This window comes from Gilliamella sp. B14448G11, from assembly GCF_016101765.1.
Lineage (GTDB): Bacteria > Pseudomonadota > Gammaproteobacteria > Enterobacterales > Orbaceae > Gilliamella > Gilliamella apicola_N.
The window spans coordinates 126,189-138,542 of sequence record NZ_JACFPX010000003.1 but is presented as its reverse complement, the minus strand read 5'-3'; the positions used below and the strand labels follow the sequence as shown (position 1 = coordinate 138,542).

Genomic DNA, 12,354 nt, shown 5'->3' with positions numbered 1-12,354 from the left:
AATTTTATCTTAGTCTTCAACAATACTTGCTGGTGGCCAATTCTCAAGACGCATGCCTAAAGATAAACCACGAGATGCGAGCACATCCTTAATTTCAGTAAGTGATTTCTTACCAAGATTAGGAGTTTTAAGCAACTCAACTTCAGTACGTTGCACTAAATCACCAATATAATGAACTGCTTCTGCTTTTAAGCAATTAGCAGACCGAACGGTTAATTCCAAGTCATCTACTGGACGTAAAAGAATTGGATCGAACTCCGGTTTATCTTCTTTAACTTCTGGTTGACGTACATCACGTAGATCAACGAAAGCTTCAAGTTGTTCAGCCAAAATTGTTGATGCACGACGGATAGACTCTTCAGGATCGATAGTACCATTTGTTTCCATATCGATAACAAGTTTGTCTAAATCTGTACGCTGTTCCACACGAGCAGCATCGACAGAATAAGCGATACGCTCAACAGGACTATAACATGCGTCAACTAACAAACGACCAATTGGTCGATCTTCATCTTCTGACTTGACACGAGCAGAAGCAGGGACATAACCACGTCCTCGTTGTACACGAATACGCATACTAATTGAAGCATTGGCATCAGTAAGATGACAAATTACTAAATCAGGATTAACAATTTCAACATCACCATCATGAGTGATATCTGATGCAGTTACAGCACCAATACCTGATTTATTTAAAGTCAGCATAACATCATCTTTATTATGCACTCGAACCGCTAATTTTTTTAAATTAAGCAAAATATCAAGCACATCTTCTTGAACGCCTTCTTTAGTACTGTACTCATGCAGAACACCGTCAATTTCAACTTCGGTTACTGCATGTCCCGGCATAGATGATAATAAAATGCGGCGTAGTGCATTACCTAAAGTATGACCAAAACCACGCTCAAGTGGCTCTAAAGTCACTTTAGCATGAGTTTGACTGTATTGAACAACATCAACTAGGTGAGGTTTTAAAAACTCTGTTACAGAACCCTGCATTATGTCCTCTCTTAAGTGCTAAACTTTACTTAGAGTAAAGTTCGACGATCAAATGTTCGTTGATGTCAGCAGATAAATCTGAACGTTCTGGTAAGCGTTTAAATACACCTTCCATTTTGCTAGCATCAACTTCTAACCATGTTGGTTTTTCACGTTGTTCAGCTAACTCTAAAGCGGCTTTAATACGTGCTTGTTTTTTTGATTTTTCGCGAACACTAATTACATCTTCTGGTGAAACCTGATAAGAAGCAATGTTCACTACCTGACCATTAACAAGAACAGCTTTATGACTAACTAATTGACGAGCTTCAGCACGAGTTGCACCAAATCCCATACGATAAACAACGTTATCTAAACGACGCTCTAAAAGACCAAGTAGGTTTTCCCCGGTATTGCCTTTAATACGCGCAGCATTTTTGTAATAATTACGGAATTGACGTTCTAAGATTCCATAAATACGTCTAACTTTTTGTTTCTCACGTAACTGAACACCATAATCTGATAAACGCGGTTTACGCGCACCATGTTGTCCAGGAGCTTGTTCTAATTTACATTTACTATCAACCGCTCGGACTCCAGATTTAAGGAATAAATCTGTACCTTCACGACGACTTAATTTGAGCTTTGGTCCCAAATATCTTGCCATTTTATTTCTCCAATAATCCTAAACATTCAATGTTTAACAAAATTAAACACGACGTTTCTTTGGTGGACGACAACCGTTATGAGGAATCGGAGTAACATCAGTAATATTAGTGATGCGATAACCCGCTGCATTTAATGCACGAATTGTTGACTCACGACCAGGACCAGGTCCTTTTACCATAACTTCCAGATTCTTGATTCCGTAATCTTTGACGGCTTCAGCACAACGTTCTGCTGCTACCTGAGCTGCAAAAGGTGTTGACTTACGAGAGCCACGGAAACCAGAACCACCAGCGGTTGCCCAACCCAACGCATTACCTTGACGATCGGTAATAGTTACGATTGTATTGTTAAATGATGCATGAATATGAGCTATACCATCAGAAACTTGCTTTTTAACACGTTTACGTGTACGAACAGGTGTCTTTGCCATTTAATTATACCTCAATTATTTCTTGATTGGCTTACGCGGTCCCTTACGGGTACGAGCGTTAGTCTTAGTGCGTTGACCACGAACCGGAAGTCCACGACGGTGACGCATGCCACGATAACAACCAAGGTCTAATAAACGCTTGATACTCATAGTTACTTCACGACGCAAATCACCTTCAACTGTGAATTTAGCGACTTGTTCACGTAACTTTTCAATCTGATCTTCAGATAGTTCTCTGATCTTAACATGTTCTGGAATACCAGCTTCAGCACAAATTGTCTTAGCGCGGGTATTTCCGATACCATAAATTGCTTGTAATGCAATTACAGCATGTTGCTGATCAGGAATGTTAATGCCTGCTATACGGGCCACTATGCACTCCTTTATTGTTAATGTTTAGTAAAATCACTATACTGAAAAGCCCGTTTTCAGGATACTCAAACAGCGATTTTACAAATAAATTTAGGCTGGCTATTCTAGCCAGCTTTACTATACTTTGGCAAGTAAAATATGCAAAAGTTACAACTTCGCAACCAAATAATTAGCCTTGACGTTGTTTATGTTTACCTTCAACGCAAATAACACGAACAATGCCATTACGTTTAATGATTTTACAATTTCTGCATAATTTCTTGACTGAAGCACGAACTTTCATGTTTTTCTCCGTAACTTCTGGCTAACTTATCGGCCGTAGCCTTTAAGGTTCGCTTTCTTTAACACTGACTCATAACGATTCGGCATCATTAAAGTCTGTACTTGTGCCATAAAATCCATGATTACAACAACCACAATTAATAAAGAAGTTCCACCAAATTGAACCGGAACTTTCATTGCACTTGTCATAAACATTGGAACCAAACATACAAAAGTAATGTAGATTGCGCCAACCAGCGTTAAACGAGTCATTACTTTGTCGATATATTTAGATGTTTGTTCACCTGGACGGATACCTGGAATAAATGCACCAGATTTTTTTAGCTGATCTGCTGTCTCTCTTGGGTTGAAAACCAACGCCGTATAAAAGAAACAAAAGAAGATAATCGCTGCTGCAAAAAAGATTATATATAATGGTTGATCATGAGAGAAGTATTGTCCGATAAGAACAATGATATATCTCCATCCTTCACCATCTCCTTGAAACCAAGAAGCCATCATTGATGGTAACATAACAATTGTTGAAGCAAATATTGCAGGGATAACGCCTGCCATATTGATTTTTAATGGTAAATGTGTGCTTTGTGCCGCATAAACTCTACGACCTTGTTGACGTTGAGCATAATTGACAACGATACGACGTTGACCACGTTCAACAAATACAACAAAATAAGTCACACCAACCACTAATGCTGCCACGACTAATAATAAAATCGGATGCAATGAACCAGAACGAGCTTGTTCAATCGTTTCATAGATTGCATGAGGAAGACCTGCAACGATACCAGCAAAGATAATGATTGAAATACCATTACCTACACCGCGTTCCGTGATCTGTTCACCCAACCACATAAGAAACATAGTGCCAGTAACTAAGCTAACCGATGCAATAAAATAGAAAGAAAATCCTGGATCAATGACCACTTGACCATAACCAGGAATATTAGGTAAACCAGTCGCAATACCAACAGCTTGTACCATCGCCAAAGCCAATGTGCCGTAACGAGTGTACTGACTAATTTTCTTACGACCTGACTCACCTTCTTTCTTCAATTCTGCAAGTTTAGGGCTAATGGCCGTTAATAATTGCACAATAATTGATGCAGAAATATAAGGCATTATCCCTAAAGCAAAAATCGAAGCACGGCTTAAAGCACCACCAGAGAACATATTGAACATACCTACAATACCATTAGATGATGCTTGTTCTAGTAAGTCCGATAACGCTTTAGTATCAATACCAGGAACCGGAACGTAAGAACCAAGACGGAAAACAATAAGCGCTAAAAGCACAAATAATAAACGTCTTTTAAGCTCGCCGCTACCGCCTCGTGTACTTTGAAAATCTAATCCTGGTTGCTTTGCCATCTTTCTAATTATTCCTCAATTTTTCCGCCAGCAGCTTCAATTGCAGCTTTAGCACCTTTAGTCACTCGAATACCGCGAACAGTTACAGGTTTAGTTACTTCACCAGATAACATAATTTTTGCGTACTCGATTTGTGAATTAATCACATTAGCGACTTTTAAGCTATTTAGGTCAACAATATCACCTTCAACTTTCATTAAATCTGAAAGACGAACTTGAGCTGTAACTTGAGCTTTACGTGAGGTAAAACCAAATTTTGGTAAACGACGATATAAAGGCATTTGACCACCTTCAAAGCCGCGACGTACGCCACCACCTGAACGAGATTTTTGACCTTTAATACCACGAGTACCAGTTTTACCTAATCCAGAACCAATGCCTCGACCTACACGTTTAGGTGCATGCTTTGAACCTTCAGCAGGAGATAAAGTATTTAAACGCATTACTATTACTCCTCAACTTTAACCATGTAATAAACTTGGTTTACCATACCGCGAATCGCAGGAGTATCCTCACGCTCAACAGTATGACCAATACGACGTAATCCTAGACCAACTAACGTTGCTTTATGCTTCGGTAGACGACCAATAGAACTACGAGTTTGTGTAATTTTAATTGTTTTTGCCATGGCTAATTACCCCAAAATTTCTTCGACGGTTTTACCACGTTTAGCAGCAACCATTTCTGGTGATTTCATATTTTCTAAGCCATCAATCGTCGCACGAACCACATTAATTGGGTTAGTTGAACCATATGCTTTAGCTAGAACGTTACGAACTCCTGCAACTTCTAAAACAGCGCGCATTGCACCACCAGCGATGATACCAGTACCTTCTGATGCTGGTTGCATATAAACACGAGACCCAGTATGAGCACCTTTAACTGGATGCTGTAAAGTATCGTTATTTAAAGCAACATTAATCATATTACGACGTGCTTTTTCCATTGCTTTTTGGATTGCTGCAGGCACTTCACGTGCTTTACCATATCCAAAACCTACGCGGCCATTACCGTCACCAACTACTGTTAGTGCAGAAAAACTAAAAATACGACCACCTTTTACGGTTTTAGAAACTCGGTTAACTGCGATTAATTTTTCCTGCAGTTCACCAGCTTGTTTTTCGATGTTTGACATCTTTAACTCCTACCTTAGAACTGTAGGCCAGCTTCGCGAGCAGCATCTGCTAGCGCCTGAACTCGACCATGATATTGGAAACCTGAACGATCAAATGAAACTTCTTTGATATCTTTCGCTAATGCACGTTCTGCAATTGCTTTACCAACTGCTGCCGCTGCATCTTTGTTTCCAGTGTATTTTAAACTTTCACTGATAGCTTTTTCTAACGTAGAAGCTGCTGCCAGTACTTCTGATCCGTTTGGTGCGATAATCTGCGCATAAATATGACGCGGAGTGCGGTGAACCACCAAGCGAGTTGCAAGTAGTTCATGCATCTTGCGACGCGCTTTAGTTGCACGACGGATACGAGCTGATTTCTTATCCATAGTGTTACCTTACTTTTTCTTAGCTTCTTTAGTACGCACAACTTCATCTGCGTAACGAACACCTTTACCTTTATAAGGCTCAGGACGACGATAAGCACGGATATCTGCTGCAACTTGTCCAATTAACTGTTTATCCGCACTTGTTAGTACGATTTCAGTTTGTGAAGGACATTCAGCTTTTACACCAGCTGGTAATTCATGTTCAATTGGATGAGAATATCCAAGAGATAAACCAATCGCATTACCTTTAACTTGTGCACGATAGCCGACACCAACTAACTGAAGTTTTTTAGTAAAACCTTCAGTAACACCAATAACCATTGCGTTAACCAATGCACGTGCAGTTCCAGCTTGAGCCCAAGCATCTGCAAAACCATCACGAGGACCAAATTTAATTTGACCTTCTTCTTGATTAATTACAACAGCATTATTTATTGTGCGAGATAACTCGCCATTTTTACCTTTAATCGTAATTACCTGACCATTGAGTTTTACCTCTACGCCAGCAGGAACAACGACAGGTGCTTTTGCAACACGAGACATTTTTTTCTCCCTTACGCTACGTAGCAGATAATTTCACCACCAAGACCTGCTTGGCGTGCTGCACGATCAGTCATAACACCTTTAGAAGTAGAAACAACTGCGATACCTAGTCCAGCCATAACTTTTGGCAATTCATCTTTACGTTTATAAATACGTAAACCTGGACGGCTAACACGTTTAATACTTTCTACAACAGCTTTACCTTGGAAATATTTTAAAGTAATTTCCAATTCTGGCTTAGTGTCACCAACAATTTTAAAGTCCCCGATATAACCTTCTTCTTTTAGCACATTGGCAATTGCCACTTTTAGCTTAGAGGAAGGCATGGTGACTGCAACTTTATTCGCAGCTTGACCGTTACGAATACGGGTCAACATATCTGCTATAGGATCTTGCATGCTCATCTATAACACTCCCCTGATTACCAACTTGCCTTTTTAAGACCAGGAATCTCACCACGCATGGCTGATTCACGAACCTTAATACGGCTTAAACCAAACTTACGAAGGACGCCATGAGGACGACCTGTTTGACGACAACGACGACGTTGACGTGATGGACTAGAATCACGAGGAAGCGTTTGCAATTTAAGCACTGCATTCCAACGATCTTCATCTGATGCATTAAGATCAGAGATAATCGCTTTTAATTCTTGACGCTTTGCAAAATATTTTTCTGCTAGCTTTACGCGTTTTTTGTCGCGTTCAATCATTGATTGTTTAGCCATTATGCCCTACCTTACTTACGAAATGGGAAGTTAAAGGCAGATAATAAAGCTCGGCCTTCTTCATCTGATTGTGCAGTAGTAGTGATAGTAATATCTAAACCACGAACACGATCAACTTTATCATAATCGATTTCAGGGAAAACGATTTGTTCACGAACACCCATGCTATAGTTACCACGACCATCGAAAGATTTCGCGCTTAAACCACGAAAATCTCGAGTACGAGGAAGAGCAATATAAACTAGACGTTCAAAAAATTCCCACATGCGTTCGCCACGTAAAGTGACTTTACAACCAATAGGATACCCTTGACGGATTTTAAAACCAGCAACTGATTTGCGTGCTTTAGTGACTAGTGGTTTTTGACCACTGATTGCAGCTAAATCTGCAACAGCATTATCTAATAATTTTTTATCAGTAATTGCTTCACCCACACCCATATTCAAGGTGATCTTTTCGATCCGAGGGACTTGCATGACAGATTTGTAGCCAAACTGTTCTTGCAGTTTATTTACTACCTGTGCTTTGTAGTAATCATGCAGTTTCGCCATCGTACACTCCAAATTACTTATTTGATTAATTCATTAGTAGACTTATAAAAACGGACTTTTTTGCCGTCTTCAATACGAAAGCCTACGCGATCTGCTTTGCCTGTAGCTGGGTTGAAAATTGCTACGTTAGAAACATTAATAGCTGCTTCTTTCTCAACAATTCCACCATCTTGATTTAATGCAGGTACAGGTTTTTGGTGTTTTTTCACCAAATTAATACCTTCAACAATTACTTTGCCAGTAGACAAAACGCTTCTTACTTTACCGCGTTTACCTTTATCTTTACCAGTTAACACGATAACTTCATCTTCTCGACGGATTTTCGCTGCCATTACCCGCTCCTTACAGTACTTCTGGTGCTAATGAAATGATCTTCATAAACTTCTCAGAACGAAGTTCACGAGTGACCGGTCCAAAAATACGCGTACCAATCGGTTGCTCACTGTTATTATTTAAAATAACACAAGCATTGCGATCGAAACGAATGACAGATCCATCAGGACGACGAACACCTTTTCTAGTGCGCACTACCACAGCTTTAAGTACATCACCTTTCTTAACTTTACCACGTGGAATTGCTTCTTTGATAGTAACTTTGATGATATCACCTACCGCTGCATAACGACGGTGCGATCCACCGAGAACCTTGATACACATTACGCTACGTGCGCCAGAGTTATCGGCAACATCTAGCCTAGTCTGTTCTTGGATCATTTTAATGCTCCGTATAAATTAATTATTGTCTAATCTACCTTCATCCACCTCAACTTCCATGGATAAGAATAGACAACCAAAAACCCACTTACGTGAGGGCGCATAGTATAACACCACTCAAATAAAATGGATAGCATAAAATAAACGGCCGTCGAGCCGTTTATTATATTATGTGCAGTTTTTAATCAAATAGATTAACTAACCGCTTTTTCAACGATTCGAACAAGAGTCCAAGATTTGGTTTTTGATAATGGACGACACTCTTTAATTTCTACAGTATCACCAATACCACACTCGTTGTTTTCATCATGTACATGCAATTTAGTCGTACGTTTAATGAACTTACCATATAACGGATGCTTCACTTTACGTTCAATAGCTACAGTAATAGATTTATCCATTTTGTCGCTAATAACACGACCTTGCTGAGTACGAATTTTTACTTCAGTAGTCATATTACGCACCCGCCTTCTCAGTTAATAACGTTTTAACTCGTGCAATATTACGACGCACTTGTTTTAACATATGAGTCTGTTTCAACTGACCCCCAGATAATTGCATACGTAAGTTAAATTGCTCACGTAATAAATTAAGAAGTTCAGTATTTAACTCTTCAACGCTTTTTTCGCGTAGCTCTTTTGCTTTCATTTACATCACCGTCTTAATCACAAAGGTGGTTTTAATTGGCAGTTTTGCAGCTGCCAACGCAAATGCTTCACGAGCAACTTCTTCCGGTACTCCGTCCATTTCATAAAGGACTTTACCTGGTTGAATCTGAGCAACCCAGTATTCAACGTTACCCTTACCTTTACCCATACGCACTTCAAGTGGTTTTTCAGTAATTGGTTTATCAGGGAAAACTCGAATCCAGATTTTACCTTGACGCTTAACTGCACGAGTCATTGCACGACGTGCCGCTTCGATCTGGCGCGCAGTCAAACGACCACGACCCACAGCCTTAAGACCGAATGTACCGAAACTAACGTCAGTACTTACAGCAAGACCACGATTGCGGCCCTTGTGCACTTTACGGAATTTTGTACGCTTTGGTTGTAACATCAGCGACGCTCCTTATTGTTTTCGGCCTTTGCGCTGCTTTTTCGGTTGAGCAGCAGGTTGTTTCTCTGCTTGTTCAACGGCAGCCATACCACCAAGGATCTCACCTTTGAAGATCCACACTTTAACACCAATAATACCATAGGTTGTTAATGCTTCAGACAAACCATAGTCGATGTCAGCACGTAATGTATGTAAAGGTACTCGACCTTCACGATACCATTCACTACGAGCGATTTCAGCGCCGCCTAAACGACCACTTACTTCAACTTTGATACCTTTAGCACCCGCTTTCATTGCGTTTTGAACCGCACGTTTCATAGCTCGGCGGAACATAACACGGCGTTCTAACTGAGAAGTAATGCTGTCAGCAACTAATTTAGCATCAAGTTCAGGTTTACGAACTTCGGCAATATTAATTTGTACTGCAACATCACGTTTTTCTCTCTTGTCTTTATATTTATTGACAATAGAAGCTACGGCATTACGTAATTTTTCAACGTCCTCACCTTTTTTACCAATCACAATACCTGGACGAGCAGTGTGAATAGTAATGCGAACGTTAGTTTCTGCTGAACGATCGATTACAATCTTAGAGATTGATGCTTGTGCTAATTCTTTGTTCAAGAATTCACGCACTCTAAAATCACTTTCTAAATTATCAGCGAATGTCTTTGTACCCGAATACCATGTAGATGTCCAAGGCTTGACGATGCCTAGTCGGATACCATTTGGATTTACTTTTTGACCCATTGCTATTCTCCAGCCTAGCGATCTGAGACGATCACGGTGATGTGACTCGTACGCTTCAAAATTCGATCTGCACGACCTTTCGCACGAGGCATAATACGCTTCATGGTTGGGCCTTCATCTACGAAAATTTTCGCAACTTTTAGATCATCAATATCAGCACCATCGTTATGCTCTGCATTAGCAATAGCAGATTCTAATACTTTTTTAACAAGTACAGCCGCTTTTTTATTGGTGTACGTTAAAATATCAAGTGCCTGAGACACATTCTTACCGCGAATAAGATCTGCAACTAAGCGAACTTTTTGCGCAGAAGAACGAGCGTGGCGATACTTTGCAATTGTTTCCATCTCTTTCTCCTACTTATTTCTTCTTAGCTTTCTTATCAGCCGCGTGGCCGCGATAAGTACGAGTCGGCGCGAATTCACCCAATTTATGACCAACCATTTCGTCGGAAACATAAACTGGAACGTGCTGACGACCATTATGGACAGCGATGGTCAAACCGATCATATTAGGAAAGATCGTTGAACGACGGGACCAAGTACGAATTGGTTTCTTGTCCCCGCTTTCCACCGCTTTCTCTACCTTCTTCAGCAAGTGTAGGTCAATAAAAGGACCCTTCTTGAGAGAACGTGGCATAGCTAATCCTCTATATTAATTATTTCTTATTGCGACGGCGAACAATATACTTATCAGTACGTTTGTTGCTACGCGTTTTCAATCCTTTGGCTTTTTGACCCCATGGAGACACAGGATGTTTACCAAAGTTACGACCTTCACCACCACCATGTGGATGGTCTACCGGGTTCATTGCTGTACCACGAACGGTAGGACGAACACCACGCCAACGCGCTGCGCCCGCTTTACCTAATACGCGAAGCATATGTTCTGAGTTACCAACTTCACCAATGGTGGCACGGCAATCAGATAACACTTTACGCATTTCACCTGAACGTAGACGTAATGTTACATAAGCACCATCACGCGCAACGATTTGAACATAACTACCAGCAGAGCGAGCAAGTTGTCCGCCTTTACCTGGTTTCATTTCAATATTATGCACGGTAGAACCGACTGGAATATTGCGCATCGGTAAACAGTTACCTGTTTTAATTGATGCATCAACACCAGATTGGATCTGATCACCTGCTTTTAAGCCTTTAGGCGCTAAAATATAACGACGTTCACCGTCTTTATATAAAACCAATGCAATATTTGCACTACGGTTTGGATCATATTCCAAACGTTCAACAACTGCTGGAATACCATCTTTATTACGCTTAAAGTCAACAATACGATAATGTTGTTTATGACCACCACCGATATGACGGGTAGTGATACGACCATTATTATTGCGACCACCAGTTTTGCTTTTTGAATCAAGCAACGGTGCATAAGGCTTACCTTTATGCAACTCTGGGTTAACCACTTTAACAACGTGGCGACGACCCGGAGATGTAGGTTTACACTTAACAACTGCCATTGTTCTTACTCCTCCGAATTACTCAGCGACGCCAGCAAGGTCTAAATTTTGACCTTCTGCTAAAGTAACGTAAGCTTTTTTCCAGTCGCTACGGCGACCGATTTGTTGACCACGACGTTTAACTTTGCCTTTAACAACAAGTGTATTAACGCCATCTACTTTAACTTCAAATAGTTGTTCAACTGCGGCTTTAATCTCTCTCTTAGTAGCATCTTTAGCAACTTTCAATACTAATGTATTTGTTTTTTCCATTGAAATAGATGCTTTTTCAGAAATATGTGGTGCTCGCAGGACTTTAAGCAGACGCTCTTCACGAATCATGCTAACATCTCCTCTACTTGTTTAACAGCATCAACAGTGATAACCACTTTGTCAAATGCAATCAAACTAACTGGATCAATACCTGCCACATCACGCACATCAACTTTATGTAAGTTACGTGCTGCTAAGAAAAGATTTTCATCAACATCAGAAGTAATAATAAGAACATCATTAAGGTTCATATCATTTAATTTCTGAGTTAATAATTTAGTCTTAGGTGCTTCAACAGTGAATGTTTCAACCACAACTAAACGTTCTTGACGCACTAATTCAGAGAAAATACTCTTTAATGCACCACGATACATTTTACGGTTAACTTTTTGGCTATGATCTTGTGGTTTTGCTGCAAATGTCACACCACCACTACGCCAGATTGGGCTCTTAATAGAACCTGAACGAGCACGACCTGTGCCTTTTTGACGCCATGGTTTTTTACCTGAACCAGCGATTTCTGCACGAGTTTTTTGTGCGCGAGAGCCTTGACGAGCAGCAGATGCATAAGCAACAACTACTTGGTGAACTAACGCTTCATTAAACTCACGTCCGAAGGTAGTTTCGGAAACAGAAAGCGCTTGCGCGTCTTTTACTACTAATTCCATCTCTA

The 12,354-nt window shown here is 40.3% G+C and carries 25 protein-coding genes; all 25 read right to left on the bottom strand.

Going from position 1 to position 12,354, the window contains the following annotated elements:
- Window positions 1-9: 9 nt before the first annotated feature.
- Window positions 10-999, bottom strand: a complete 990-nt coding sequence (locus H3S88_RS03275) for a DNA-directed RNA polymerase subunit alpha (protein WP_065738256.1) — start codon at window positions 997-999, stop codon at window positions 10-12.
- A 25-nt stretch (window positions 1,000-1,024) separates the two neighbouring features.
- Entirely contained in the window at window positions 1,025-1,645 is a 621-nt protein-coding gene (gene rpsD, locus H3S88_RS03270) for a 30S ribosomal protein S4 (protein WP_025314406.1), read from the bottom strand.
- 42 nt (window positions 1,646-1,687) lie between these two features.
- Window positions 1,688-2,077, bottom strand: coding sequence for a 30S ribosomal protein S11 (rpsK, locus tag H3S88_RS03265; protein WP_025314405.1), 390 nt, complete (start codon window positions 2,075-2,077; stop codon window positions 1,688-1,690).
- A 15-nt stretch (window positions 2,078-2,092) separates the two neighbouring features.
- The gene (gene rpsM / locus H3S88_RS03260; protein WP_025314404.1) at window positions 2,093-2,449 is read right to left on the bottom strand and encodes a 30S ribosomal protein S13; all 357 of its coding nucleotides are present in this window, start codon (window positions 2,447-2,449) and stop codon (window positions 2,093-2,095) included.
- Window positions 2,450-2,618: 169 nt separating this feature from the next.
- On the bottom strand, window positions 2,619-2,732 hold the full coding sequence (gene rpmJ, locus H3S88_RS03255) for a 50S ribosomal protein L36 (protein ID WP_025314403.1): 114 nt from the start codon (window positions 2,730-2,732) through the stop codon (window positions 2,619-2,621).
- 26 nt (window positions 2,733-2,758) lie between these two features.
- The gene (gene secY / locus H3S88_RS03250; protein WP_025314402.1) at window positions 2,759-4,099 is read right to left on the bottom strand and encodes a preprotein translocase subunit SecY; all 1,341 of its coding nucleotides are present in this window, start codon (window positions 4,097-4,099) and stop codon (window positions 2,759-2,761) included.
- 8 nt (window positions 4,100-4,107) lie between these two features.
- Window positions 4,108-4,542: a 50S ribosomal protein L15 gene (gene rplO, locus H3S88_RS03245; protein WP_039127711.1), complete on the bottom strand. Its 435-nt coding sequence runs from the start codon at window positions 4,540-4,542 to the stop codon at window positions 4,108-4,110.
- Between the two features lie 5 nt (window positions 4,543-4,547).
- On the bottom strand, window positions 4,548-4,727 hold the full coding sequence (gene rpmD / locus H3S88_RS03240) for a 50S ribosomal protein L30 (protein ID WP_025314400.1): 180 nt from the start codon (window positions 4,725-4,727) through the stop codon (window positions 4,548-4,550).
- Window positions 4,728-4,733: 6 nt separating this feature from the next.
- The gene (gene rpsE, locus H3S88_RS03235) at window positions 4,734-5,234 is read right to left on the bottom strand and encodes a 30S ribosomal protein S5 (protein WP_025314399.1); all 501 of its coding nucleotides are present in this window, start codon (window positions 5,232-5,234) and stop codon (window positions 4,734-4,736) included.
- Between the two features lie 14 nt (window positions 5,235-5,248).
- A complete protein-coding gene (gene rplR, locus H3S88_RS03230; RefSeq protein ID WP_025314398.1) occupies window positions 5,249-5,602 on the bottom strand; it encodes a 50S ribosomal protein L18 in 354 nt (117 codons plus the stop codon).
- A 9-nt stretch (window positions 5,603-5,611) separates the two neighbouring features.
- Window positions 5,612-6,145 carry a 50S ribosomal protein L6 gene (gene rplF, locus H3S88_RS03225; protein WP_065738254.1) on the bottom strand — a complete coding sequence of 178 codons (534 nt, stop codon included), beginning with the start codon at window positions 6,143-6,145 and terminating at the stop codon, window positions 5,612-5,614.
- Window positions 6,146-6,156: 11 nt separating this feature from the next.
- A complete protein-coding gene (rpsH, locus tag H3S88_RS03220; protein ID WP_039129274.1) occupies window positions 6,157-6,549 on the bottom strand; it encodes a 30S ribosomal protein S8 in 393 nt (130 codons plus the stop codon).
- Between the two features lie 17 nt (window positions 6,550-6,566).
- Window positions 6,567-6,872 (bottom strand): 30S ribosomal protein S14, encoded by a 306-nt coding sequence (rpsN, locus tag H3S88_RS03215; RefSeq protein ID WP_025314395.1) that lies wholly within the window; start codon window positions 6,870-6,872, stop codon window positions 6,567-6,569.
- 11 nt (window positions 6,873-6,883) lie between these two features.
- Window positions 6,884-7,423: a 50S ribosomal protein L5 gene (rplE, locus tag H3S88_RS03210; RefSeq protein ID WP_025314394.1), complete on the bottom strand. Its 540-nt coding sequence runs from the start codon at window positions 7,421-7,423 to the stop codon at window positions 6,884-6,886.
- Between the two features lie 17 nt (window positions 7,424-7,440).
- Window positions 7,441-7,755, bottom strand: a complete 315-nt coding sequence (rplX, locus tag H3S88_RS03205; RefSeq protein WP_025314393.1) for a 50S ribosomal protein L24 — start codon at window positions 7,753-7,755, stop codon at window positions 7,441-7,443.
- Window positions 7,756-7,765: 10 nt separating this feature from the next.
- Entirely contained in the window at window positions 7,766-8,137 is a 372-nt protein-coding gene (gene rplN, locus H3S88_RS03200; protein ID WP_025314392.1) for a 50S ribosomal protein L14, read from the bottom strand.
- Between the two features lie 194 nt (window positions 8,138-8,331).
- Window positions 8,332-8,592, bottom strand: coding sequence for a 30S ribosomal protein S17 (gene rpsQ, locus H3S88_RS03195; protein WP_025314391.1), 261 nt, complete (start codon window positions 8,590-8,592; stop codon window positions 8,332-8,334).
- Window position 8,593: 1 nt separating this feature from the next.
- A complete protein-coding gene (rpmC, locus tag H3S88_RS03190; RefSeq protein ID WP_025314390.1) occupies window positions 8,594-8,785 on the bottom strand; it encodes a 50S ribosomal protein L29 in 192 nt (63 codons plus the stop codon).
- The gene (rplP, locus tag H3S88_RS03185; protein WP_025314389.1) at window positions 8,786-9,196 is read right to left on the bottom strand and encodes a 50S ribosomal protein L16; all 411 of its coding nucleotides are present in this window, start codon (window positions 9,194-9,196) and stop codon (window positions 8,786-8,788) included.
- A gap of 12 nt (window positions 9,197-9,208) precedes the next feature.
- Complete coding sequence (rpsC, locus tag H3S88_RS03180) at window positions 9,209-9,946, bottom strand: 30S ribosomal protein S3 (RefSeq protein WP_025314388.1); 738 nt, start codon at window positions 9,944-9,946, stop codon at window positions 9,209-9,211.
- A gap of 14 nt (window positions 9,947-9,960) precedes the next feature.
- Complete coding sequence (gene rplV / locus H3S88_RS03175; RefSeq protein WP_025314387.1) at window positions 9,961-10,293, bottom strand: 50S ribosomal protein L22; 333 nt, start codon at window positions 10,291-10,293, stop codon at window positions 9,961-9,963.
- A 13-nt stretch (window positions 10,294-10,306) separates the two neighbouring features.
- On the bottom strand, window positions 10,307-10,585 hold the full coding sequence (gene rpsS, locus H3S88_RS03170; RefSeq protein WP_024496505.1) for a 30S ribosomal protein S19: 279 nt from the start codon (window positions 10,583-10,585) through the stop codon (window positions 10,307-10,309).
- 19 nt (window positions 10,586-10,604) lie between these two features.
- Window positions 10,605-11,429 carry a 50S ribosomal protein L2 gene (gene rplB, locus H3S88_RS03165; protein WP_025314386.1) on the bottom strand — a complete coding sequence of 275 codons (825 nt, stop codon included), beginning with the start codon at window positions 11,427-11,429 and terminating at the stop codon, window positions 10,605-10,607.
- Between the two features lie 18 nt (window positions 11,430-11,447).
- On the bottom strand, window positions 11,448-11,750 hold the full coding sequence (gene rplW, locus H3S88_RS03160; protein ID WP_025314385.1) for a 50S ribosomal protein L23: 303 nt from the start codon (window positions 11,748-11,750) through the stop codon (window positions 11,448-11,450).
- The gene (gene rplD / locus H3S88_RS03155; protein WP_025314384.1) at window positions 11,747-12,349 is read right to left on the bottom strand and encodes a 50S ribosomal protein L4; all 603 of its coding nucleotides are present in this window, start codon (window positions 12,347-12,349) and stop codon (window positions 11,747-11,749) included. The genes rplW and rplD overlap by 4 nt, the downstream gene beginning before the upstream one ends.
- Window positions 12,350-12,354 lie beyond the last annotated feature (5 nt).